The 25,290-nt window shown below is 49.9% G+C and carries 23 protein-coding genes; 4 read left to right on the forward strand and 19 right to left on the reverse strand.

Features of this window, described 5'->3' with window-relative positions; all coding sequences use genetic code 11:
• Positions 1 to 6: 6 nt before the first annotated feature.
• The 18 genes from ACFGVS_RS00900 to ACFGVS_RS00985 form a co-directional block, all read right to left on the reverse strand.
• Positions 7 to 888: an alpha-1,2-fucosyltransferase gene (locus ACFGVS_RS00900; protein WP_439697068.1), complete on the reverse strand. Its 882-nt coding sequence runs from the start codon at positions 886 to 888 to the stop codon at positions 7 to 9.
• Positions 889 to 940: 52 nt separating this feature from the next.
• Positions 941 to 1,903 (reverse strand): glycosyltransferase family 2 protein, encoded by a 963-nt coding sequence (locus tag ACFGVS_RS00905; RefSeq protein ID WP_439697069.1) that lies wholly within the window; start codon positions 1,901 to 1,903, stop codon positions 941 to 943.
• A gap of 6 nt (positions 1,904 to 1,909) precedes the next feature.
• Positions 1,910 to 2,689 carry a DUF5672 family protein gene (locus ACFGVS_RS00910; RefSeq protein ID WP_439697070.1) on the reverse strand — a complete coding sequence of 260 codons (780 nt, stop codon included), beginning with the start codon at positions 2,687 to 2,689 and terminating at the stop codon, positions 1,910 to 1,912.
• Entirely contained in the window at positions 2,679 to 3,611 is a 933-nt protein-coding gene (locus ACFGVS_RS00915) for a nucleotide-diphospho-sugar transferase (protein ID WP_439697071.1), read from the reverse strand. Before ACFGVS_RS00915 ends, ACFGVS_RS00910 begins: the two co-directional genes overlap by 11 nt.
• 25 nt (positions 3,612 to 3,636) lie before the next feature.
• On the reverse strand, positions 3,637 to 4,392 hold the full coding sequence (locus ACFGVS_RS00920; RefSeq protein ID WP_439697072.1) for an FkbM family methyltransferase: 756 nt from the start codon (positions 4,390 to 4,392) through the stop codon (positions 3,637 to 3,639).
• A 12-nt stretch (positions 4,393 to 4,404) separates the two neighbouring features.
• Positions 4,405 to 5,244 (reverse strand): glycosyltransferase family 2 protein, encoded by an 840-nt coding sequence (locus ACFGVS_RS00925; RefSeq protein WP_439697073.1) that lies wholly within the window; start codon positions 5,242 to 5,244, stop codon positions 4,405 to 4,407.
• A gap of 26 nt (positions 5,245 to 5,270) precedes the next feature.
• Entirely contained in the window at positions 5,271 to 6,245 is a 975-nt protein-coding gene (locus tag ACFGVS_RS00930; RefSeq protein ID WP_439697074.1) for a glycosyltransferase, read from the reverse strand.
• Between the two features lie 2 nt (positions 6,246 to 6,247).
• The gene (locus ACFGVS_RS00935) at positions 6,248 to 6,997 is read right to left on the reverse strand and encodes a class I SAM-dependent methyltransferase (protein WP_439697075.1); all 750 of its coding nucleotides are present in this window, start codon (positions 6,995 to 6,997) and stop codon (positions 6,248 to 6,250) included.
• A 40-nt stretch (positions 6,998 to 7,037) separates the two neighbouring features.
• Positions 7,038 to 7,934 (reverse strand): alpha-1,2-fucosyltransferase, encoded by an 897-nt coding sequence (locus ACFGVS_RS00940; RefSeq protein WP_439697076.1) that lies wholly within the window; start codon positions 7,932 to 7,934, stop codon positions 7,038 to 7,040.
• Entirely contained in the window at positions 7,931 to 8,683 is a 753-nt protein-coding gene (locus ACFGVS_RS00945) for a DUF268 domain-containing protein (RefSeq protein WP_439697077.1), read from the reverse strand. The genes ACFGVS_RS00940 and ACFGVS_RS00945 overlap by 4 nt, the downstream gene beginning before the upstream one ends.
• A gap of 90 nt (positions 8,684 to 8,773) precedes the next feature.
• Positions 8,774 to 9,541, reverse strand: coding sequence for an FkbM family methyltransferase (locus tag ACFGVS_RS00950; protein WP_439697078.1), 768 nt, complete (start codon positions 9,539 to 9,541; stop codon positions 8,774 to 8,776).
• Positions 9,525 to 10,793 carry an ABC transporter ATP-binding protein gene (locus tag ACFGVS_RS00955; protein WP_439697079.1) on the reverse strand — a complete coding sequence of 423 codons (1,269 nt, stop codon included), beginning with the start codon at positions 10,791 to 10,793 and terminating at the stop codon, positions 9,525 to 9,527. The genes ACFGVS_RS00950 and ACFGVS_RS00955 overlap by 17 nt, the downstream gene beginning before the upstream one ends.
• A gap of 3 nt (positions 10,794 to 10,796) precedes the next feature.
• Complete coding sequence (locus ACFGVS_RS00960) at positions 10,797 to 11,654, reverse strand: ABC transporter permease (protein ID WP_439697080.1); 858 nt, start codon at positions 11,652 to 11,654, stop codon at positions 10,797 to 10,799.
• Positions 11,655 to 11,656: 2 nt separating this feature from the next.
• On the reverse strand, positions 11,657 to 12,775 hold the full coding sequence (locus ACFGVS_RS00965; protein ID WP_439697081.1) for a glycosyltransferase family 4 protein: 1,119 nt from the start codon (positions 12,773 to 12,775) through the stop codon (positions 11,657 to 11,659).
• The gene (asnB, locus tag ACFGVS_RS00970) at positions 12,768 to 14,558 is read right to left on the reverse strand and encodes an asparagine synthase (glutamine-hydrolyzing) (protein WP_439697082.1); all 1,791 of its coding nucleotides are present in this window, start codon (positions 14,556 to 14,558) and stop codon (positions 12,768 to 12,770) included. Before asnB ends, ACFGVS_RS00965 begins: the two co-directional genes overlap by 8 nt.
• 164 nt (positions 14,559 to 14,722) lie before the next feature.
• Positions 14,723 to 15,235, reverse strand: a complete 513-nt coding sequence (locus tag ACFGVS_RS00975) for a UpxY family transcription antiterminator (RefSeq protein ID WP_439697083.1) — start codon at positions 15,233 to 15,235, stop codon at positions 14,723 to 14,725.
• A 15-nt stretch (positions 15,236 to 15,250) separates the two neighbouring features.
• Entirely contained in the window at positions 15,251 to 17,671 is a 2,421-nt protein-coding gene (locus ACFGVS_RS00980) for a GumC family protein (protein ID WP_439697084.1), read from the reverse strand.
• Positions 17,671 to 18,399 carry a polysaccharide biosynthesis/export family protein gene (locus ACFGVS_RS00985; RefSeq protein ID WP_439697085.1) on the reverse strand — a complete coding sequence of 243 codons (729 nt, stop codon included), beginning with the start codon at positions 18,397 to 18,399 and terminating at the stop codon, positions 17,671 to 17,673. Before ACFGVS_RS00985 ends, ACFGVS_RS00980 begins: the two co-directional genes overlap by 1 nt.
• Before the next feature lie 146 nt (positions 18,400 to 18,545).
• On the opposite strand from ACFGVS_RS00985, the gene ACFGVS_RS00990 reads away from it, so the two are divergent.
• Positions 18,546 to 19,283, forward strand: a complete 738-nt coding sequence (locus tag ACFGVS_RS00990; protein ID WP_439697086.1) for a glycosyltransferase family 2 protein — start codon at positions 18,546 to 18,548, stop codon at positions 19,281 to 19,283.
• 78 nt (positions 19,284 to 19,361) lie between these two features.
• Positions 19,362 to 20,465, forward strand: coding sequence for an MraY family glycosyltransferase (locus ACFGVS_RS00995; protein WP_439697087.1), 1,104 nt, complete (start codon positions 19,362 to 19,364; stop codon positions 20,463 to 20,465).
• 674 nt (positions 20,466 to 21,139) lie between these two features.
• Here the strand turns inward: ACFGVS_RS00995 and ACFGVS_RS01000 are convergent.
• Complete coding sequence (locus ACFGVS_RS01000) at positions 21,140 to 21,328, reverse strand: hypothetical protein (protein ID WP_439697088.1); 189 nt, start codon at positions 21,326 to 21,328, stop codon at positions 21,140 to 21,142.
• 23 nt (positions 21,329 to 21,351) lie between these two features.
• Here ACFGVS_RS01000 and ACFGVS_RS01005 point away from each other — a divergent pair, with 23 nt between their 5' ends.
• Positions 21,352 to 23,847, forward strand: a complete 2,496-nt coding sequence (locus ACFGVS_RS01005) for a hypothetical protein (protein WP_439697089.1) — start codon at positions 21,352 to 21,354, stop codon at positions 23,845 to 23,847.
• A gap of 10 nt (positions 23,848 to 23,857) precedes the next feature.
• Positions 23,858 to 25,264, forward strand: coding sequence for a hypothetical protein (locus ACFGVS_RS01010; protein WP_439697090.1), 1,407 nt, complete (start codon positions 23,858 to 23,860; stop codon positions 25,262 to 25,264).
• Positions 25,265 to 25,290: the final 26 nt, after the last annotated feature.

Consider the following 25,290-nt stretch of genomic DNA (forward strand, 5'->3'; position numbering starts at 1 on the left):
ATAAGCTCATTTTTCGGTACCCCCTGCCGGGCCTGCCGCATCATCCGTGGCCACGTCGATCTGGATCCATGCCGGGGGAATGATGTCAGCAGGATATTGTTTACCGGTTTTAAAGCCCAGCCAGTACCGCGGGCAATAAACCCTTTTATGGCCCTTGGGGTTTAAATAGGCAGCCCACCAGGCGAAAGAACTGTTGGCGACAATACAGATATCGGCATTCATCAGCACCTGAAAATCCATAATCAGGTCGTCTCCTGCGAATATTGCATTGTTGACATCTGCAAAATTTAAGCGGACAAATTCAATATCGTCGCTTACAAAGATGACGCGGTACTTTCCAAGGTCACTGATCTGCCCCAGGCACTGCCGGTAATAACTGACAGAAAGCGTCAGGTCGGTGCTCCCGAGATTTTCCTCCCACCAGCTATTCAGGTTCAAATAGTCGCCCCGCCTGATGTGTACCGCAATGACCGGTCCGTCAGCGAATACCTGGGCATACTTCTTTTTAAAGCGTGCTGCATGGCGCTCTTTGACCCTGATGTAGGCAGGAATAGCAGATCGTATATTTTTAAAAAAGACTTCCGACTGGAAGTAACCGCGGTATATCCGGCCATCCGGCAACGCGGCAAATTCATCTTCCTGGTAATGGTCCAGGGCTATGCTCTGCAGGCTTTTGAAGGGGCTGCCGTACCGCAGCTTGAAATACAGTTTATTCCAGAAGTTGGCGGCTGGGTGATAGCCGTCGAACTCAAAATAGTCGGCTGCGGTAAAAGCCATCATGGCCTCGTTGACAAAGAACGGGGTGTTCAGTTGCTGCGACAGGTCCCTGATGAACGCATACTGAAATAGCTGGTTGCCCAGCCGGCAATCGATGGTGATACCTATCATCTGCTTGCTGAAGGTTTGGAGGGTTTCGTAATTTGGTGCGGCATCGCTGCTTTTAATTTAAACCCAGCCACCGGTATAATTTTAAGCGTAACCGGTTGATAAAAACGATTTTGTTCCAGTCCGGAACCGGGCCATGGGCTTCGGGGCTGCAGATCAGTTCATGATCATGCAGCCATTTTTCTTTCATTTTTGGGTCGGAGGTCTTGGCATCGGCATGCGAATTGGCCACGGATAAAGGCTCTTTGATCCGGCTTCTTTTCCTGCCCTTGACCAAACGCAGCCAGAGCTCGTAGTCCAGCGCGCAGTGCAGTTCTTCCCAGATGGGCTGATGGATAGCGGCAGCCCAGAAACACGAGGGCTGCGGAAGCCCGGGGAGCCTGTTAAAATAGTCGGAAAAGGGGAGTACTTTGGCCGGTTTTTTAAATTGCTGCGACGCGGTGTCCAGGTCTAAGGAATAGCCATAGACAAACTGGGCCCGGGTGGACAGGAAGCGCCGGGCGACTTTGGCAAAAGTCCCTTTCAGGTAATAATCGTCACTGTTGATCCAGGCATGGTACTCACCCGAAGCCAGGCTGAATCCAAGGTTGATGGCATTGCCCTGTCCCCCGTCCTTTTGGCTTTGCCAATAGCTCAGCCAGGGCTCATATTTTTTGATAATCCCGGCTGAGCCATCTGTGCTGCCACCGTCAATGACGATATATTCGAGGTTAGGGTAATTTTGCAAAAGCACGGCCCTGATGGTCTCCTCGATGAAACCGGCCTGGTTATAGGATGGTGTCACAATGGTCAGTTTGGGCCACCGTATGCTTTGGTCATATTGGGCGGGGCTGACTTCTGCTGTCCAGGGCCATCCCGATTTGCCCTCCAGGGCTATAGGCAGATGCTGCAGCAGCCCTTCCGGGCGGGAAGCCGAAGCGGCGAGGGGGTATGCGACGCCTTTTTGGACAAATGCTGCCCGGTAAGCCGCCAGGTCCGGCAATTTAATTTTCAACGGATTGAATGTTGCTTGTGTCATTAAAAATCATGGCTCGGCAGTGATATAAGGCCGCCAGGTTTCAGGCTCATGCTTTTCAAAAGCATGACAGCCAAAGGGTAGTACAAAGCCGAGTTTTTTTAGCGATTCCTGCGGGGATTGTTCCACGGAAAAGCGCAGCGCGACCTCATCCGGGGGCAGCCTGAAAAGGGGATATAGCAGGTTTCCCCAGTATTTAAAAAAACCGTCCTCGTTGTTGCTTCCCCAATGCTTCACTTTCCCCGGCAACAGGCGGAGCAGCCAGTAGCAGGTACGGGTCTTTCTCAGCGAAAATCCGCCGTTACCGACATTGCTGATCCGGTGGTTCGTCTGAAAAATCCCGTTCAGGCGGCCGAGTATCCGGGAATAGCCCTGCAGGAAACGGATCTCCTCCGGTGCGTTTTCGTGGGGCAGATGAGGGGCGCCGATAAAATCATAGTTTTGCCGGCACCAGTAGGACAGTTCGTCTTTGAACACGAAGGCATCGAGCTGGTAGATCAGCAGGAACCGGTAGCCGAGAAACGCTTTATAAAAAAATGGGGACAGCATGAGTTGATTATAACCGGTAATCCCGGCAAAGAACCGGTCTTCGAAGCGGACCTGTGTAAAAGGTAGCCGGTAGCTGCTGCAGATACGGTTGTAGGCGGCCGTATTTAAACTTTCCGGCGCCACAAAAATGATCGGGTGTGCTTTCAGGACGCAGCAGCACTGCCGCAGCGAGCGTATTTCGTTCTCGTTGGGCTCCGGTTTATATACCGGTATGATAATGACAGCCTGATTATTGTCCATGTCGTTTAAAGATGATCCGCTGCACCCGCCTGACTGCAGCTAAAAGCCGCTGCCTGAAGTACTGTCCGTCGGAACTGATCAGGATATGAAAACGCTCATACCGTTCTGCTGCGGCATGGACGCGGACCGTTTCCGGATGCCTGATATCCGCAATGTCGTGCTGCGTCATGCGGGCCTGCGCTGAGCCCGCATCATAGGTATGTGTCGCCTGCGGACCAAAGCCGATATTCGAAACCATGTTTTTCCATGGTGTTATACAAAGTCCGTTGTTCTTCCATATCCAGTACATCCACTGGTAATCCCAGGCATCAAGCCCGTTGGTAATATGTTTCAGGTTATGGATCCAAAGCTTGCGTTCACGCGGGTGTGTAAAAGTTTGCCGGACAACCGCAGACCGGGTCATTTCACTTTCCCGGTCAAGGTTAAAGGCATAATGTGCCCAGGCCCTGCTCCAGGTAGCCCAGCCCCAGGCATGCGGGTACCTGGAGAAATAATAGGTATCGGCATTGAGGGCCTTCGGCTGGTAACTCGTTCCGCAGATCATCATGATGCGCGGATCGGAGCGGTATTTTTCCAGCAACGTTCCGCAGAACTCGAAAAAACTGGCGTTGGGGATGCAGTCATCCTCTAAAATAATACCTTCTGCTACGTGTTCAAAAAACCAGCTGATGGCCGCCGCCGGTCCGGCGCCACAACCCAGGTTTACGGCCCGGAACAAGGTCTTTAGTTCGCAGTCCCAGTCGATCCGGGAAACGGCTTCCCTTGCTTCCGCGCAAAGCCGGATATCATCGGCCTTACCCGCGCGCGGGCCGTCGGCCGCGATAAATAAATATTGGGGCTGTTGCCTGCGGATCTCCTCAAATACTTTCCGCGTAGTATCCGGGCGGTTAAAAATGAGCAGGAGCACGGGCGTGGCTTTCAATGGTTACAGGTGGAAAAAAGGAGCTTTAGCTGGAAGCTTTATTAATACATAAATAGTTGGTCGTCAGGAATGTCTCCTCTGTTTCTGCATAGTTTGCGAGGGGTTGGAGCCCGAAAGGGGTAACCCGGTACATTTTAAAATCGTGATCTTTAAAAAAATACCAGAAGTCCCTGAAAAACGTCCGGGTATCTAAATTACAGCCGCCAAATTCAAACTGGATCACCCTGGTCCGGCGGATAGCGGCGCCAAACCCGGCCAGAACGGAGAGTTCATGCCCTTCCACGTCGATTTTCGCCAGGTCGATGTCCCGGGACCTGAGCTGCCCGGTCCAGTAGTCTTCAAACCGCATGGTCCGGACTGCTTCAGATAAATTAAACGGTATATTGAAATGGCTGAGGTCCCTTTTGCTCAGGCTGCCGAGCCCGGAGCCCGGTGTGTCGTAATAAAGCCGGGCGTCGCCGGCCAGATCAGACAGGGCCAGCTGGTTCAGGATGATGCTGCCCGCCCCGTCAAAGCGTTTGCGGAGCTTTTCCTGGTTTAATGCAGACGGCTCGAAGAGGTGTATTTCCGTTGCCGGGAAAAGCGACCTCAGTTTTGCAGTGTACTCGCCGGTATTGGCGCCGATATCGATCGCCAGGCCCGGGTTGTCGAGGAAATTCAGAAGCAGCCGGGTTTCCTGCGCTAGACTCGCGGCGCCGTAGCCTTTTCCGAGGCCGGCGGCAATGATTTTCTCCAGCCTGGTTAAAATGCGGTACAAGTAGATATGGCGGATTTTATGCATCGTCACAAAGGGTTACCCGGGATTAAACATAGACCGGATCTTCAGCACCAGGTATGCCCCCAGGCAATAAATGCGGCCGGGAAATCCCAGCGGTGAAGCCGGGGCCAGCGCCGCCCGTTTCAGGTATAGCCTCGCCCCGGTAAATGAAGGGCTGTAGATCCTGCTGCCAAAGTATCTCGTCAGCAAGGCTCCGCGGTCCCGGTGAAAAAGGTGATCCTCGGTATGGGAGCTTTGACCGCCGACGTGGAAATTGGCGATGATCAGATCGGCATACACGAAAGCTGACCTGGCGTAACAGCGGAGATTGTAATCAAAATCAGCATTCGTGATGTATTCTAAACTGAAATAACCGGCCGTTTTCACCAGCGTCGCCTTGTAGAAAATGGCCTGGTGGCAGATATTCCTGTCGATGAATTTCGGCATGGTGTACTCCCCGTCAAAGACAACATTGTCGAGGTTCCATTTATTCTGACCGCGCATGACCACGCTGCCGTATATCACTTCCCCCTGTCCTTCATCAATCTTTCCGGCAACCGCAGCCAGTACCCCGTCGTTATACAGGGTGTCATCACTGCCTAAAAAATATAACCAGTCGCCCGCAGCTATATCGATGCCTTTGTTCATCGCGTCGTATATCCCCCGGTCCGGCCCGGACCGGTAATGAATGAAGGGATACCTTTGCCGGTAATCGGTGATAATCCCCAGGGTGTCATCGGTAGACGCGCCGTCAATCAGTAATATTTCAAAGCGGTCATAGCGCTGGCTGACAATACTGTCCAGGCAGCGTTTCAGCGTGCGCCCGGAGTTGTATGTCGGGATAATGACCGAAAACCTGATATTATTGCTTGCCAAATGAGTTTATAAATGAAGGTATCGCATTAACGGCGCCTCGTCAGGGCTTTGATGCGCACGATGTCCGGTGCGATTGATTTAAACCGGTAACCGCCGGTCAGAAAGATATTTTCTTTTTCTTCTGCGGTGCTCCGCCGCTTAATCCCCATGGCAGCTTTGATAAACAGCCGGACGGCCGATTTGATCAGGATGCTGATTTTTCTGGTAAACAGCAGGTTTTCAAAGTCTATGACTTTCGCGTAGATTTTCAGGATGTCATGTGCCCGGATAAATCCCTCCATGAGTCTTTGATTGTAGGCGGCCGTCAGGCGTTCCGCGGTGATGTAATGTTTAAAAAGGAGCGTGTCAACATAGTAGAGCCGGTAGCCCATTAATAGAAAACGCATGCACATTTCGGAATCCTCACCGGAGCTTAGCTCGTCCGCCCTGCGGCCGGTCAGCAGCGAAGGGAATTCTTCGAATGCCTTTTGGTATAAGGCCTTCCGCACCACCATGCCGCTTCCCCATAAATACTTCCGCCGCGAAACGTCCCCAGCGGTGTCCGCCTGCCGGCCAACCGCGTAATTACTGGCAGAGCCGGCAAACCATCCGGGTAAGGGGATATCTGACACCGCGGTGCTTTGACCGCCGAGCGCGGCTATTGCCTGGTTGGTGCTGATAGCGGCGTAGGCGGTTTTCAAATAGGCGGGGTCCAGCCAGTTGTCATCGTCGCAAAAGATCATATAAGTGAAGCGGGACGACCGTATTCCTTTTTCCCTTGCGTGGCTCAAACCCGGCATGGTTTCAGGGATAATTTCAAACCTGACCCCGGGGGGCGCGTATTGCTGCCATTCCCGGCTGGCAACAGCCGCTGTATGGTCAGTCGAAGCATTGTCGACCAGGATAACCTCCCATGCCAGCTCCGCGGGAACTTCCTGTTGGGCCAGGTGCCTTAAGGTTTGCGGCAGGCGCAGCGCGCTGTTGTAACAACAAATGATGACCGAAATGCCGTCCCTTCCCATTTTTATCTGATGATCGACTTAATCAGTCTCCTGAGTGCCGGTATCACGCGGGGATGGTTCAGTTCCTTGTCGATGATGCCCTCCAGGTAAGCGATGTGGCCCTGGCTTTCCCGCTGCATGTCCAGCTTTAAATGGAGCAGCTCCGGGTGGACATAGGCTGGAACAGCTGCTGTGGCCTGGAAACCCAGCTGCGGTATCAGGTCTTTTTTTACATACAGGAGCATATTTTGCCTGTACCACCAGTCTACCCTGGGGTTGTTCCAAAAGACCGGACGCAGGTTGTCAACCGCCAAAAAATCATGATCTTTAAATTTAGCCTGCCAGTAGGCCGGCCACTGTTCATTGATGTGGAACTGCCCACCCTGGCCGGGTATGCCGGCGGAGAACAAAATAATATCGCTGAAGTCCGTCAGCACGCTGACGATTTGGTCTGCATTTTTTTCCGGCAGGTGTTCGGCCACCTCCAGGCAAATTGCCAGGTCGTATTTCATGTCGGCCTGTATAGGGAATGTCAGGTTATGCTGTACAAATGCATCTTCGGGGATACAAAGCATGTCACGGTCGACATGGATCCCGTCAATACCCCTGATCTTCTTGGCGCCCAAGTCCCGCGCGACCTTAAGCCAGCTTCCGGTGCCACAACCGATATCAGCGACGGAATGTGGTTTTAATAGCTGGAAGAGGTAGGGCAGTACCTCGGCCGCAGCGGCCGGATTGTGGATAGCTTCGGTGTGGATATAGTTGATTTTCATTTGGCGCGGTTACCTGCCTGGTCTGTAAAACGCAGGCATGTCAGCATGGGTTAATCGTTTTGTTCACATTGACCAGTTCCCAGTCCGGGGGATAGATACCGTCCGGCCAGGGCTCGTCGATGATGTGCCCCATGAAATGTTCGGGGGCGTATATTTTTTTGTGCGGCTTGGTGTTCAACCAGGCTCCCCACCAGCTAAAAGTGCTGTTGGCGATAACGCAGATGTCGGCGTTGAGCAGGTGTTGGAAATCGCTGATCATGTCGCTGGCGGAAACCAGCTTGTTTGGGATATAGCTGAATTCACCGGTGATCATGCTGGTGTCATCGCTGACGAAGACAAAAAGGGTATCTACAGCCTGTAGGGATGCCAGGATATGGTGGTAATAGTCCATGGGTAAAGACAGGTCGCTGCCGCCGAGGTTCAGATGGCCGAGATTCAGGTAATCAGATTTACGGATATGGACGGCAACGATCTTTTTTCCGCTGAAGAGCTGCCCGTATTTTTTCTGGTATGCCGTCCTGAAATGTTGCTTTACCCGGAAGAATTCCCGCAGGTCGTCACCGTACTCCCGGAAGTAATCCTCGGAAAGAAAGTAGCCTTCGAAAAAGGTGTTGTTTTGTATCCGGGAAATGACCTCGTTTTTTTCGGCATCCGCCGGGAAGGCGGCTTTACTGTACGCGGTATATCTTTGCAGCAAACGGTAAAATTTCTCCTTCAGAAAAACGGTAAAGAAATTGCGGAAGCCCCTGATCCGGAATACCCGCCGTTCAAAAAATATGCTGAAGCTGAATGGAATATCAAAGTAATCCTGTATCATCACTTCCTGTTCACGCTGGTCCATGTAGAAAGTGGTCCTTAATTTTTTCGCCGCCGCATAGGCAAAGGCATACTGAAACAACTGGTTCCCAAATCTACCCTGTATTTTTATTCCTATCATGGTTTTTCAAACCAGAAACATCCGCAGCCCCAGTGTTGCTGATCGGCATCACCGGGCGATGCGTTCAGGATCATGCCGGCCTCCAGGTAGTTATCCGGAATGAGCGAGAATTCTTTTAGCGTAAATGAATCAAAGTAGCTGCAAACCTGCTGATACGAATAAATCCGGTGTGCGTTGAAAGCCAGTTTCGGAATACCTGTCGGGACAACGATGATCAGGTTCCCGCCCGGGGCCACTACTCTTTTTAGCTCTTCGATCGCTTTCAAATCGGCATCAGGATCAATTTTTTCTCCATACCGGCCCAAACCAATGTGTTCGATCGTATGCATGCAGGACAACGAATGGATGCTGCCGGTTGCGAACTGGAGGTTGGTCAGGTCCGTTTTTCCCGTTGTCAGCCCATCCAGCTGCAACGGAGCGGGCCGGTAGTCATAAAACTCTACAGGCTGAAAGGCCGAAACCACGGTGCAGAAATGTAGCGTCGACGATATGTCAACATGTACCGCCGGCGCGATTTTTTTAACTACCCGGGCCGCCCAGGCGGGATGGTAGGTATAGTGCCCTTCAAAATAGGTTAAGTCCGTTTTATCATCAAGACAGGGGTAAATATCAGTCCAGTCCTGCTTGAAGCGCCCGGACTTATCGAGCCTCTTCAGCAGGTTAAACTCTTTTTTGAAGGATTTCCATTTTTCGGTTTTGTCTTTTTTAGCGTGGTAAAAGCCTCTCAGCCGGTCAAGGAAAATGGTCATGATATGCATTTGCTGAAGTTTCTGATGTGGGTAATACCTGGTAATCCTGCTGGGCCGTTGGCTAAACAAATAAAAAGCGGCAATAACCGGTTAAGAGGCACTGGATTTGTCCTGTTCCTGCATTGCCTGTGATTTCCCCCGGCTGTGCCAGTACATGCTGCTGATAAAAATCGTATTAATATAGGTGTCGGCATAAACGAAGAAGCCATTTGCTGCAAAATACGCGGCAATAGCTTCGTTTTTTGCAGCGGAATTGTCTTCCGTATAACTGAGCGTTTCCACGCAGAAAACAGTTCGGGTATATTTTGACAGATCTAAGGTTTTCAGGATCTCATAATCCAGTCCCTCCACGTCAATGGAAATAAAATCCGGGCCGTTCCCCATCGCGAAGTAGGTGTCGACAATAGTCTGCAGGGGGACTACCTTGATTTTTCTGACCGACTGGACCGTATAGGTGCCGTAGGCAGCTATACGGTCTGCTTCTTCCCTGGAGAACGTATTGAGCACCCGGTTCGACATCACAAAAAAATCGAGCGTGTCTGACGCTTCCAGGCCGACGCCGACATTGATATTCACATCGCGCGGGCGCTGCCTGTTAAAAGCCTCCAGTAAATCCGGGTCTGCTTCCACATTGATCCCGGTTGATCCCTGGAGGTAGAAGAGGTAAGTATTGTTCAGATTGGCAGGATGATTGGCGCCGACGTCAATATAAGAGGGCTTTTCAATGCCCAGGGCCTGGAAAATGGTTAGCAGTATCCGGTCTTCACCGCACTGGGCATAGGTACGCTGGAAAGTATCCGGCCTTTTGGCCGCCAATAAACGAAGACGCGACCGTAGCGCGTTAAGCACCCGCTTCATCAGTCCTGATTGTTTCAAATTTCATCTGATTGATAATTAAGCCCGTATTGACTTCATAGCTGACGATATCCGGGTTTGAAGACTGGTCCAGCCCGACCGTAAATATCAGCGCGTCACCGATATATTGGATGGTGTTTTTGGCGATGGACAGGCCAATGCCGACCGTATAGGTGCCAATGGCCAGGCGCAGGGTATCCATATAAAAAAAACTCTGGTAAATACCTTCAGAAAGACTGGCAGGTGTTGTCCAGGTAGTGGTGACCGGGATACTTTGATGCATAATGCCGACCGCGCATACGACCTCTTTTTGAGGGAGGCGCACCTGATAGGTAACTTTGATGGTAAAGTTGTTTTGAATGCTGACTTCATCGGTAGGTTTGCCTGCCGCATTAATGATATCCGCCGCCAGCAGCGATACGGATAATCCTTTATTTACTTTGAATAAAGCCCCGGGCCGGCTGTTGCCGGTTTTCAGGTAGTCATTGATGACGGCGGACGCAGGCCCCAACCGCTCCAGCTGCCCGTTGTTCAGCAATATAGCCTTCTGGCAGAGCTGGCTGATACTCGCCATGTTATGGCTGACGAACAATATGGTTCTGCCTTTTCCCTTGCTCACCTCGCCCATTTTTCCGATGCATTTTTTTTGAAAGTCGGCGTCGCCGACGGCTAAAACTTCGTCTACAATCAGGATCTCCGCTTCGAGATGGGCGGCAACCGCAAATGCCAGCCGGACATACATGCCCGACGAATAACGCTTTACAGGAGTGTCGATATATCTTTCCACCCCCGAAAAATCTACAATTTCGTCGAAATTGCGCCTGATTTCGGCTTTTCTCATGCCCAGGATGGCACCATTCAGGTAGATGTTCTCCCGGCCACTCAGCTCGGGATGGAATCCGGTGCCGACTTCCAGCAAGCTGGCTATCCGGCCTCTTATTTTAACCGTGCCCGATGTCGGCGCGGTAACCCGGCTTAAAATCTTAAGCAGGGTGCTTTTGCCTGCGCCGTTGCGGCCGATAATACCAACCGCATCGCCTTGCTCAATATCAAAATTAATATCTTTTAAACTCCACACAATATCGCTTTCTCCTTTCCTGGAGCGGTCGTTAATCTCACCGATCTTCAAAAAAGGGTCTTCTTTACCGCGGACCCTGGCCCAGTAGCGCTCCAGGTCCCTGGATATGGTACCCGTCCCGATTTCTCCCAGCTGGTAAGCTTTCGAAAGGGCTTCAACTTTAATTACCGTGGACATAGGTTAAACAGTATCAATAAATGTGCGTTCGACGCGGTTAAAAATGATGATACCGGCTAAAAGGATGAGGATGGTGATCACTGTGGTAACGCCTAAGGATACCATAGTGAACGTTCCCCTGCCCAGGAAACCGTACCTGAAGGCCTCAATGATGGGGGTCATCGGGTTATATTCGACCAGCCATTCGTATTTCGGGTATTTCTCCTTTACCGTGGATAAGGGATAGATAACCGTTGTTAAATACATCATCAGCTGTATACCAAAAGTGATCAGGAAGCTCAGGTCGCGGTATTTGGTGGTCATTGCGGAAATGATCATGCCCAGGCCGAGGCCAAGCATTGCCATCAGTATCAGTAGAAATGGGAATAATAACAGGTACATGTTGGGGTGTACATTGGATCCTTTGATGGCGTAGAAACCCATCGTAATAAAAAACAGCGCCATCTGTACGGCAAACCGGATCAGGTTAGAAACCACGATGCTGAGCGGGACAATAAGCCTGGGAAAGTAAACTTTGCCGAAAAGCCCGGCATTTGCCGTAAATACCGTGGAGGTTTTGGTGAGACAATCGGCAAAATAATTCCAGGCGGTAATGCCTGCCATGTAGAAGAGCGGCTTATCCAGGTTATCGGCCGATATATTGGCCAGGTTGCCGAATATAAAGGTGTAAATGATCGTCGTAAACAAGGGCTGGATAAAAAACCAGAGTGGCCCGAGGATGGTTTGTTTATAAAATGAAACAAAATCGCGCCGCACCAGCAGCATCAGCAGGTCGCGGTAATGCCAGACATCATTCAGCTTTAAGTCGAGCAAACTGCTGTGATGGGTTAATTCGATATCCCACTTTTCGTTATCAGGCATACTCATTCGTTTAACAGCAAGTGTAGTTTTTGCATATAATCTGTTTCGTTAAAATACTTGATGCATTTTTTTTGTAAGTTATCGCGTTTTGCCGGCGTCAGCGGCGCTTCTAAATACCCGGTAATGCAATTATACAGCTGGGCAGGGTCATCGGGATTAATGGCTTTGCCCAGTTCGCCGTCCCTGATGGCATCGATGCTGCCGTCGGCATTGCCGCAGATCACGGGCAAACCGCAGGCCAGCGCCTCTATAAAAACGATGCCGAACCCTTCTTTTTTGCTGGGCAATACAAACACATCGGCCAGTAAAAAGTGATCAGACAGCTCATCTTCTTCAATAAAGCCAGTCAAAATTACCTGTTTGGCTACGTCATGTTCTGCGATCAGTCTTTTTATCCTGGCCTGTTCTTTGGTATCGTACTTCCCGGCCAGGATATATTTGATACCGGGATAGCTACTTTTTATTTTACTTACAGCTTGTATGACATGCTCGTAACCCTTGTATTGCTCCGTAGATGCCAGGCGGGTAAGGGTGAAAATTACAGGCTGTTCCGGGTTTAATTGATAACGGGCCAACAAATGCTGTGGTTTTTGAAAATCGACAGGCAATTTCATAAAAGGGTCAATGGCATTATTCAGTACGGTGCAAACAGCAGGGTTAAGGTTATGCCTTACGATCATTTGCCCGCGGGTATAATTGCTTACACAGACCACCTTGTCGCAGCGTTTTAACAGGTATTCTTTAACCAGCGAGAGCGGCCGCCACACCTCGATGCCGTGCGCAATAACCCATACTTTGCACCCTGGATTAACCAATTTGATAAGTAAACCGATAACCGCAAGATTGATGTGGCTTAAAATCACGATATCGGGCTTTACAGATCTGCTTATAGCCCTTAACACAAAGCCTATTTTATTTATACCGAAACCTTTAAACGCGCCGGATGGCAGGTATTGTGGCATCAGGTCATTGTTTTTATCATAGGCCGACCATAACTCAAAATGCCAGTTTAGCTTTTGCGACAGCTGGTATAGTGCATGCCCCAGGGTGCGGGTCATCTTTTGTATACCACCGGTTGTGCTGAATGTCTGTAAGGTAAACAGGATCACTTTTTTAGACATAAGGTTGTACCTGGTAAAGCGCAAAGGCTTTGGACCAGTGGATTTGGTTGTTAGCGAATTTCTTAATCGTAGTTTGCGCCAGCTTGTTTTTGAATAAATCAGGGTCGCTGATGGGCCGATATTGGGCCATCCACCGCTGTAAGGGAAAGCTGAAGCCCATTTTGGGCCTGTTCCATACAGCCGTCGGCAGCAGGTCGCAAAAACTATCAATCAGGATCTTTTTGGGTTGCTGCGGGCTAAAGCGTATAGAAGGTACAATCCGTCCGGCCAGACCGGTCAGGTCTTCATCTAAAAATGGTATCCTTACTTCCAGGCCATGGCTCATACTCATCACGTCCGTGTCCCTTAATAACTGGTTTTGCATGTAAATATTTGTTTCAAACCAGGATGCCTGTTCGGCATCGTAGGTACGCATTCCAGGCAAACTGACCTGGTCGAACAGGACATCCCTGACTTCCCTGGCACTGATATCCAGCACGCGGGCGATATCTCCCGGCGAAAATAAGCCCCGAAGCAGGAGGTAGTCGGCAAGGGGGTGATCGCTGGCCAGAAAAGTAAGCTTTTTATAGGGGTCAGGAAGCAAATGGGCAACTGCGGAGAACAGGCGCGGGGGGATGTTTTTTAGACGCCCGATATAACGGATCCTGTTGAAAGAGGGATATCCGCCAAAATATTCGTCTGCACCCACGCCTGACAGCACCGCTTTCAAGCCATCATCGTGCGCGTATTTACTGATAAACCAGCTGTTGATGCCGTCGGTCGTCGGCATATCCATGGCGCTGATAATCTGCGGCAGGGCACTCTCAAAATCCTGTTGCTTGACCAGGTGCGAAAAATTTTGGCCACTAACCTTATCCAGCACCAGGCGCTGATAGGCCTGTTCATCATAACTTTTTTCGTTAAAGAAGATCGATATGGTTTTCAGCTGTTCCTTTTTCTCCCGGTCAGCCAGCAGTGTGAGGAGGCTGGAATCCGTACCGCCGCTCAAAAAAACGCCCAGGGGAGCGTCCGCGATCAACTGGCGGTGAACACCTTTAATTAAAGCCGCCCTGATAAGCTGGCGTGCTTCGCCGGCATCGGTTATCTGGTCTTTGGGCTGCCCGGTTATCTCGTAGGAATTGACCAGATGGGTTGAAGCAGCATGGTCCCAGCATAAATAATGGCCCTTGGGGACGCTGAATACATTCTTCAAGGTCGTATAGGGTTCCGGGATATGACCGAATGCCAGAAAACGTACCGGCCATGTGGCATCCTGCTCCGTGGCCAGACCTGCCGCCGGGAAAGCCCTCGTTTCTGATGCAAAACTCAACTGGCCTGGCCGGGTAAAATAATACAAAGGTTTTATGCCGGCAGTATCACGTACAAGATAAGTACGCTTTTTAAGGCTGTCAAATAAGGCAAAAGCAAACATTCCCCTGAACCTGGCGAAGGCATCAGTGCCCCATTGCAGGTAGGCAGCTATGATCACTTCGGTATCGGTAACCGTCCGGAATTCAGCACCAAGGCTTAAAAGCTCATCCCTTAGTTCAGGGTAGTTGTAAATTTCGCCGTTAAACGTTATCCAGGTTTTTTTTCTGACATCGGACATCGGCTGGTGCCCGTTTGCGCTCAGGTCAATAATGGATAACCGCCGGTGCCCAAAAGCAAGGTGGTGCTGTTCGTCAGCAAACGTACCCTCGTCATCAGGGCCGCCATGCCGCAAGGTACTGCACATGGCTTTGACCTGCCTGCTGATTACAGCGGGTGGTGCGTGTTTGTTAATTACGCCTGCAATCCGGCACATATGGAGTCTCGTCTGTTCATAGCTTCGCCCGGTAAGTCACAGGGATTGTCTGTAACCTATTGTAAAACAACTACTTGCTTATTTTAATATCAGCAGATGCTGTTCTATATACCGGCCTTTATACAGCCGGTTTTTACTTTTTGTTTAAAAATAAATATTTTCAGTTAAAATCGTTCAATGTATGATGCAGCAACATGGACGATGATAGAACATCCAATACTTTCGAGTCTCAATATCAATTGCTTTTGAGACCGTTGTGCGATGATCTCACCGGTCATGCCTTTTAACGGCCCCGCTTTAATGACGATTTTTTCCCCGGGTTGAAGGTTTTCTTCGGTTACCTCTAATTCATAGGGACTGGCCATTAATAACTTTAATTCGGTTATCTGGCGGCCGGGCATCGACGCAGGCCTGCCCATGAAATATAAAAACCTGGATATACCTCTTGTCATCAATATATCAGCCTGCTCGTGTTGGGCAATGTTAACAAATATGTATGACTTAAGAAAGGGTTCTTCCACCCATTTTTTACGGTCGCTCCATTGTTTGAGCTGGCGGTGCAGGGGCAGGTAGGCTTCAACCCCCTTGTCGGTCAATGCCTGCAACGCTTTTTTTTCGGCACGCGGCTGTGTATAAACCGGGTACCATCTTTTTGTTGAACCTGCATTTAAATCCATTTTTTACCGTCCGTTTTATTTAAACCATTGCCTGATATCCCACCATTTGTTTTTGTCCTCATCTGCGTAATACCCGGATCCCGAATAGCCGCTGTAATCCGAGTAATAGTAGTACCTGGATCCGGCATTCTCTCCGTTAAACTTGGTGGTATAATACCTGGAATGTAAAAGATCTTCCTCATAAGCGTTTAGTACGATGACGGTATTGTCGAGGTGGTATTCCTGGGCTATCCGTTGCGGCACGGAGGCTGCATAATACCTGGATTTGCCCGACCGGATTACAAAAACATTGATGTCACTGACGCGGATCAGCGGGATAGCATCGGAGACCAGTCCAATCGGGGCGGTATCGATCATGATAATATCATATCTCGTTTTTAACCAGTCTATCAAAGCCATCATCCGGCCGCTATGCAGCAACTCAGAAGGGTTAGGCGGAACAGGGCCTGATACAATAAAATCCAGATTCTCCTGACCGGAAGCTAAGATGATTTCCTCCATCTGGCTTTGATGGGCCAGGTAATTACTTAAGCCCAGGTCATTGGGCACATGAAAGGTCTTATGTATTTTTGAACGCCTCAAGTCCGCCCCTATAAGGATTACCTTTTTATCGATAAGCGATAAGGTGCTTGATAAGTTTACCGCTACAAACGATTTGCCTTCACCGGCAACTTCGGATGTAATGCAGATGACCTTACTTGATTTTTCTGAAGCCAGGAAGCTCAGGTTGGTACGTACCGACCGTACAGATTCAGCAAAAATCGAACGGGGCTTACTGAGTGCCAAAACCCGCCTGCTGTTTTCATCAATTAGTTCGGGGTATTTTCTGATTACGCCCAGTATGGGAATGGCGGTCAGGCTTTCAATAGTTTCCTTGTCATAAATATAAGGGTTTATGACCCGTATCAAAATGATGAGCCCCAGGCCGACGGCGAGGCCGAAAATAATAGCGGAACGATGAATGTCGTGCTCGTTGGGCGATACCGCGTTAAAATTGGGCTGTGCAAATTCAATAACCGTCGCGCCCGGTAATATGCCTGCACGGCTGATCTGGGCTTCCAGTTTTTTTTCTGAAAGGAATGAATAAACTTTATCGTTGATCTCAAAGTCCCTTTGCAGGCTAACGAGGTCCCGCTGGGCGGCTGGCAGCGCCATGATCGTTTGATTGACTTGTGACAGCTGGCTGTCTAAATAGGATAAGTTTTTTTCCAGGCCGTTGCGGATCCCTTTGATGTTGTTGAGCGCAGTAAGCTTCGTTTGCAGGATTTGCTGGTTAATGTCCTGTAAAGGCTGGGAGTTCAGGGTGAATGTTTTTAATAAGTCCGATCTTTCCGATATCAGCGCATCCAGCTTGCTGATCAGCGCGTTTAATGCCGGTAAATCTGTTCCGCCGGTGCTAAAGTTTACGGTTACATTATCTTTTTCCCTGGTGATCTGGTCTTTCAGCTGGTCAAGTGCTATCAGCTGTATTTTTAATAAAGACCGGTTGGATTCTATTTCGGCAGCCTTGGTAGCTGAGGTACTCGATGCCGAACTGACATCTAGTATTTTGGTCTTGTTTTTATATTTCTCGATCGAGCTTTCCGACCCTTTAACCTCGTTGGACAGGAACGAAAGCTGGCTGTCGATAAAATCGATCATCTGTGAAGCTGACTGCGCTTTCTGGTTACGGTCAAAGACTACATATTCCCTCATGATATTATTGAGCACATCGGCTGCAAACTGCGGGTTCGAGTCGGTTTCCTGCAAAGCGATGATATTGGTGTTCTTACCGGTTTCACCGGCCCTTAATCCCCCCTGTACCCGGCCTACATAATCCTCAGGTATGTTGAAATTAAACATATAAATGGTGCCGTTATCAATACTCCCGGGATACTTGATATTAAAGCTGGTGTTACCGATGGTTACCGGCCTGTTGTATCGGAACCTGTTTTTAATTTCTTTGCTGCCGGCCTCATAAGACAGGCTGAACGTTTCTTTGTCAACCGGCCTGAAAGTCATCAGCCCGTGAAAAAAATTCAGGCTGTCAAACTTGATCAGTTGAATGTTTAATGGCTTTGAGGGATAGATTTCCGACGTGCGTACCCGCCCCGATAAATAAAAACCGACCCGGTAGTCCATATCCTTGATGGCGCTGAGAATCAGGCCGCGGCTTTGCAGTACGGAAGTAATGCTTTGTATTTTAGACGGCCCCCGGTCGGGCACGGTCATGACAGCAACGAGGTCGGATACTTCAGATTTTTTTTCTTCAATCTTAAGCGTACCGGATGTCGCATAAGTTTTGGGTGTATACCACAAATAGGTATAGGAAATTAATACGGCAATGCCTACGGATGCAGCAATCCAGTACCAGCGGCTCAGCAATATCTTGCCGATCTTTAGGTAATCAATTTCCTGGCTGGGTAGTTTTCTTTGCGTTTTTTCTGTCTCTTCCATTAGCGGCGTGAAAGCGATAAAATTACTAAGGCCGTGTTAAATAAAAGCAATATGGGCTGAACCAGGGTGGACACATTTTGCAGGTTATCGTTCCGCACCGCGCGTTTGTTCTGGGATACATAGATGATATCGCCATTCTGAAGTATGGACCTGCGGTCATTGATGGATTGTATATCTCTCAAATTAACATAGGTCACCTGCGGATTTAGCTGGTCACCCCGTATAATCTTAATATTCGTTTCATTGGCCCGGTCGGTCAGGCCACCTGCCTGCCCGATCATTTCAACCAGCGTGGTCCTGTCCTTGACCAGCGGGAAACTGCCCTGTCCCCTGACTTCGCCCAGGAGTGTGACTTTCAGATTCGTAATTTTCAATTCGATGATGGGATCTTTTAGGAGGTTTTTACGGTAAAGATCTTCAATAAGTTTCGCCGCCTGGGACCGGGTCAGGCCCACTACCGCAACATGTCCAATAACAGGCAGCGCCACTGTGCCGTCTTCTTCAACCTGGTAAATCTGGGCAGCCCCGCCGCCGCCGCTACCGCCTGATGTGGAAGGGCTTTCGTCTACTACATACCTGATATTCTGAAGGTTGCGGATCTGTAGCAGGTCCTGCGGTCTGATCTGGTAACTGTGCAGATCTTTAACGGTATTTTGCGATGTATCCGTAACCGCCTGTTTTTGTTCGAAAAGCGCCTGGTATTGTTTGCCCGAGCACGAGCTTATCATAACCGATATTAAAAAAAGAAAAAATAAATAAATTGTTTGGCGCATAGGGACGGTGACTTATCCTTAATGTGTTTATAATTAACAATAATTTCAAAATTACACATTTTGCGGCTATTGCTACGGTGTATTTTTCCTATTTTTAGCGTTTGAAGATTTCAGTAATTACCGTTGTTTATAATGCACAGGATACTATTGCCGGATGTATCGAATCAGTCATCAGCCAAAAATGGCCTGAGATGGAATATATTATCATCGATGGCGGATCAACGGATAACACCCTTCCAATTATCGGTCAGTACCGTTCATTCATCAGCCATTTGGTTTCGGAACCGGATAAGGGCATATATGATGCGATGAACAAAGGCATTAAGTTGGCTACCGGCCAAATTATAGGGACGCTGAACGCTGATGACCGTTTGGCCGGTGCGGATGTTTTATCGGCAGTGGTTCAGGCCTTTATTGAAAATAAAGCCGAGGCCGTATACGGCAACCTGCTGATTGTAAACCCTGCCGGCCAGGTTAAACGCAAATGGAATTCGAAGCCTTGTGGGGCCAATTCCTTTAACCTGGGCTTTATGCCGCCGCATCCCACCTTTTACTGCAAACGGGAATTGTTCGAAAAATGGGGTTTTTACAGCCTCCAACATGGTTCGGCGGCCGACTACGAGTTAATGCTGCGGTTTATGCACCGCCATAAGATCAGGAATTTTTATTTAAATAAAGTAATGGTGATTATGCAGGGTGGCGGAGTGAGTAACAGCAGTTTAATAAACCGGCTTAAGGCCTGGAGTTTTGATTTAAAGGCGATGCGCCAAAATAACATCGTGGTTCCTGTGCTGGCACTGGTATTGAAACCGCTGCGGAAAATTTATCAATATTTTTAATTTGAAATTAAACTTTTATTAAACGCTTGCGTATAACGGCTTAACAATAACACGAATTGATCTTAATACCCCCACACAATGCTTGAACTTTTACATTCGTCTCATTTAGTTTACAATATTTTAATAGTCGTATTTTCAGCATTAATTACACTGCTATGCATCCCATCTATATTACATGTTGCGCGTTCGAGGCACTTGTATGATGACGTTGGCCATTTCAGAAAACAACATGACCACGGCATTCCGCGTTTGGGGGGTGTGGCCATTTTTGTAAGCTTTACCATTACTACGCTGTTATTTAGTATAATTGATAAGGCACTCCCGCTCGGTTATGTGCTTATTTCGTGCATTATCCTTTTTGCAATGGGATTAAAGGACGATCTTTCCGGCGTTAACTCAAGCACTAAGTTTTTAATCCAGTTTGTAGTTGCGTTAATATTGGTATTGCTCGGCGATATCCGTATTACCAGTATGTATGGTGTATTTGGCATTACGCTGTTGCCCTACCTGCCAAGCGCCGCATTATCGGTATTGCTTATTATGCTTATCGTAAATTCTTTCAATTTAATTGACGGGATAGATGGTTTGGCCGCTACTACCGGCATTATTGTAAACGGCGCATTTGCGTTTTTATTTATGTATATCAGGCAATATGAGCTTGCCGCCGTTTCGCTGGCCATGGTGGGTGCTGTTATCGGGTTTTTAAAATTCAATATTACGCCTGCCAAAATATTCATGGGCGATACAGGCGCGTTGCTTATTGGCTTAATATCGGCAGTAATGGTTGTTAAGTTTATCGAGGTAACAAAAATTGAGCATAAAAACATCCCCACTATCAGCCATGCACCCGCATTGGCCATAGCCATATTGATAGGCCCGGTATTTGATACTTTAAGGGTATTTGTCCTGAGAATAGTAAGCGGTAAATCGCCTTTTGAGGCCGACAGGAACCATGTTCATCATCGTATTTTGAGGTTAGGGCTTAATCACCTGCAAACAACCCTGTGCTTATCAGTAATAAATTTATTATCAATAGGGATGGTGCTTATGTTTGATGGCTTGAGTAATTCATTGCTTATCGTGTTCATCCTGTTTATTTCAATAATAACTAACTGGATTATTACATTTAGCCTGCGCTCAAAAGAACGCGAACGGGTTGCGCTCCGTAATTTTTTTGCCTGAGCGGGCTATTCCGCTCTTATTTGGCCGGCGATTACAGGCATCCGCATATTTTTAATCAGTCTGTTGCTGCCGCTTAATATCGCAAGCCCACTCACTTCCGGTAAGGTTGCCGCTATTAGCAGGATGGCTGTTATTCCCCTCTTTGCTATCGCCGGACCATCAAACCCGCGCGTCCGGAAAAACTCCGTATGGCTTCAGCTGGCAGGTGTCCTGTCAGTCAGAAGGAATGGAGCATGTATGCATTGATGCAGCGGCTGACCTGCCTCAGATTATTATTCTTCGTGCATTCAACGTTTGGATACTGGCCATAAAGCACTATGTCATTCCACCCGGATTTATCGTCAGGCCATTGGCGCGCTGCTTCCCGAGGCGCCTGCCGGGCCGGTTATTTATTATGGATAAAATGTGGAAAAAAAAATCTAAAAATGTTGATTATTTCCTTGTTATGCGTTTGTATTATTCAAAGACATATATTATTATTGCAGTCAATCTAACAATATCACTTCCAATATGAAGCAATTTTACTTTATTACCCCCTTTGGATTTTGCCGGTTTTTTCTCCGAGCCATGTCATTTCACGCTTTTATTGTTCCATTGATTCACCGGTTATCATTAACAGGGAATTCATCGTGGTTGACGGTTCCCCGGGCGGAACGATAAACCCCCAATAAAGCCTACAGCTCTAATTTTCCGGATACCCGCCTGATGTGCCGATACTTGATCTGCGCATAGCCAATACGTGTTTGCTGAACCCGGCGGTGTGCCTTTGCCGTTTTTGCGGCGCAGGAACAGGTAGGGAAGGGGTTGCCGGGCTGCGATAACGATGCCCGCCGAATAGCGGCACATCCAGGATTATATGCCAAATCAAATTCTTTTTGAAATAATCATGAAAAAATTATTACTGCTGTTTATACTAACCATTATTTTCAACGGCGCGTCTGCCCAGGACTTTGTCTTTAAAAACATGATCGATCGACTGTCCATATCCAAAGACGGGCAGGGGATCAATATCATCGGGAATGATATCCGGGACAACCTGGGGAATTATTTCTTAAAATCAAGCACCGGACAGCTGCCGGATGACAGCCTGTTCGTCCACCTGGCCGGTGCCGAAACGATCACCGGTGCCAAGACATTTACCAGCCGGGCGACTTTCACCAACGGCCTTCGCCTGAATACGGATGTGGCCGGGCTGAATTACCTGACGGGATTGAGCGGAATGGGCCCGATCGGTAACGCGGTTTTTGTATCAACAGGTTCCTACGCTGCGTTTGGTGTTGGCTCCAGCGATATATCCAATGCGCACTTTTTGACGTCCTGGGGATATACGAAGGTCAAGTCCGGCTTTGCGGTTTCGGATGACTTTACGGGTGTGCCGAGCATCAATGCGGGTATCCAGCTGTTTTCAACCACCAAGGGTATCCAGACCTCCAATATGAGCTTTGCGCAGCGTAGTGCCATCGGACTCGAGCCTTACGACGGGAATAACGGGCTGCTGGTCTTTCAAAGGGATGCGGGTGACAAAGGTAAAGGCCTGTATACGGTCCTTTCTGGTGGCATATGGGACCGTATACTGACAACTGCCGACCTGGCTGGCGGCGGCGGCTCCAGTCCGGCTGCCGACGACGCGGTCGTTCACCTGGCCGGGACCGAAACGGTTACCGGTATGAAGACCTTTTCCAACCTGGTCTCGATGAAGAACAGTCTCCTGATATCCGACTGGTATACCGGCTGGCCCAGCCCCAATGCCGGAATCCAGCTGCTGTCGACCACCAAGGGGATCCAGACTTCCAGCATGACCTATGCACAGCGCAGCGCGATCTCCCTGGATTATTCTGACGGCAACACCGGGATGACGGTTTACCAGCAGGACGCCGGTGATAAAGGTAAGGGGCTGTATGCCGTTATGTCAGGACGGCTGTGGGACAGGATACTGACCACTAGTGACCTCACCAACGGAACCATCCCACCGGCAGCGGCCGACAATACTGTCGTACACCTGGCCGGCACTGAAACGATCACCGGTCCGAAGACCTTTACCAGTCCGGTGTCGATCGCCAGCAGCCTCCGATTTAACAATGATGACGCCTGTAATATCAGGTACCTGAGCAGTGCGAGTTCGTTGTATATAGCGACCGGCCCTTACAGCACGTTTAGTGTTGGGCTTAGCGACGAGACCAACCAGAGTTTTCTTTCAGGGCAATCCTATACCAAAGTGAGAAAAGGCTTCGCGGTGTCTGATGACTTTATGGGTGTGCCGAGCATCAACGCGGGCATCCAGCTGTTTTCGACCACGAAAGGCATCCAGACCTCCAATATGACCTACGCGCAGCGTAACGCAATCGGGCTGGAACCTTACGATGCCAATACCGGGCTGATGGTCTTTCAAAAAGACGCCGGCGATAAGGGAAAAGGCTTGTACACCGTGCTTTCCGGAAGTGTGTGGGACAGGATACTGACCACGGCAGACCTGGGCGGCCTGGGTGGCGCGAGCCCGGCGGCTGACGGGTTGGTCGTCCACCTGGCAGGCACCGAAACCATTACCGGTGCGAAAACCTTTTCCAGCGCGATCACGGGTAGTAGTAACCTCCTTATAGCCGACTCGTACACCGGACAACCAAGTGCCAATGCCGGCATACAGCTGATGTCGACCACCAAGGGCTTCCAGACCTCGAGCATGAGCTATGCGCAACGTAACGCGATCAACCTGGATAATTATGATGGCAATACAGGACTGATGGTCTACCAGCAGGACCCGGGAGACAGGGGGAAGGGCCTGTATACCGTCAAAACCGGGCGCGAATGGGAGAGGATACTCACTACCAGCGACCTGAGCAACGGCACTATCCCGCTGGCAGGGATCCAAAACCAATACGGGGGACCACAGACTGGGAACGCCTGGGTAAGCGGCATGATCAGGGCTGATGTCGGGATGATTACACAAGGAATAGCCGCAACAAACGTTACGGTGACCGGTATCGGCTCCGTGGGGGTGAAGAATTCTGACGGAACCATTTTTACAGCCCAGACCTACGATGGTTATATTGTCTATAACACCAACGTGGATGGTGGTTATTCGAGGTATGGCAAAAGCGCCATCAGTTGGAATAGCGGCAGCTACGAATTTCAAATACATGCCCCGAATCTCACTAGAGGGCGCAGCGTCGTCTTTCCTGACCGCTCGGGCACCATCGTGGTCGCAGACGGGAACGGCTGTATTGTTACCGCCAACAAAGTGATGACTGCCGACGGCAAGGAAATATTCAAAACGCCAAACGGCAGCTGGAAGTATGTACATGTGGCCGATGACGGTTCCCGGCTTGTCGACAACGCAACAGTCACTTTTGACAGTGACGGCAACGCCTATGTAACCATTCCTTAAACCGGCTGTTATGAACAAGGAAATCATATTGATAGCAGCCCCTGAGGCTATTGTCCGGCCCAGGCTACTGTTCCGGGCGGCGCAGGCATGCGGCAGGCTGGCAGTTTGCCTGCTTCTTTTACTGGTCTCCATACGGACATGTACGGCGAAAACGGTGCTGACCTGGACCGGCGTACTCAGTTCCGACTGGAACAACGCGGGGAACTGGAGCCCGGCCATGGTCCCTGGTGCCTCGGACGAGGTAGAGATCGGCCTCAGCCCCTTCGGCTACCAGCCACTGGTCAGCTCGGCTACACAATGTTCCAGCCTCCTGCTGGGCAACAAGCAGCCCCTGACACTAACCATCGCCCCGGGGGCAGCCATGGTGGTTTCCGGTTTTATCAAGCAAGGCCACGGCGGAGATGATGCTGCCGGCTATACGATTATTGCCGGCGGCGGGAGCCTTACCTGCGGCTCACTGATTGTCGGAGACGGAATACCCGGCAAAATTATTGCGGTTAAAACTACCCGGCTGATCGCGATGATCGCCAACTTTACGGTTTCGGGTGACGTGCTGGTCAATTCGGTGACCTCGTTCCTGCTGTCCGGCGGGCTGTCCCATAATGATGGCTATTTTTCGTTAGTGGCCGGGCAGATGACCATCTATGGCCAGGTCAGGCTGACCAACTCCGTCCCGGTATTCCTGTCGGGCCTGCTCGCGGAGTCCAGGCCGGCAGCCATGTTCCACATCGATATCACTGCCGGGCAGCACCCTGGACTGAAGCTCTTCGGCAATATTTCTTTTGTCATAGCCAACCCGGTCTTTGACACCGTCGACCTGTACAACCTGACGGGTACCGGTACCGGGCTGGTCGAGTATGCCGGCGGAAACCAGATCGTGGCCAGCCGTTCGCTGGCGGGCCTCGATCTCCGGCCCAAACCCTACCAGAACCTGGTTATTTCGGGCAGCGGGGTAAAAAAGACCGCCGCCCCAAGCGGAGACAGCCTGAATGTAGACGGCTACCTGGCCGTACACGCCGGTACCCTGGACCTGCAGACCAATAACGCTTACCTGAGTGTCGGCGGCAACTTCAGCAATGCAGGAACCGTCAATTTGAACCGGGCACTTTTCCTCGGCGAAAAATTCAGTAATACGGCCACAATAACCAGCGGCAATGATACGATCCGCTTCCGCGGCGGGAACCAGGTACTGAGCGACACGACAGCGACCGGTACAGCCTTAAAAAACGTACGGCTGGTTTCCGGGACCAAAACGATTTCCAGCGGGGGATTTATCATTCTCCCCGGGGGGGTATGGCGCGTGGCCGACAATGCCACCATGGTCAGTATTGCTCCGGGGGCACAACTCGTGCTGAGGTCCGACGCAGGCGGCCAGTCAGGGCTGGTATTTGCCGGGCAGGACCCGGGCCCGGAATAACGGCAGCCGGGGAAACGGACCGCCGG

This window comes from Mucilaginibacter sediminis (genome assembly GCF_051903035.1).
GTDB lineage: Bacteria > Bacteroidota > Bacteroidia > Sphingobacteriales > Sphingobacteriaceae > Mucilaginibacter.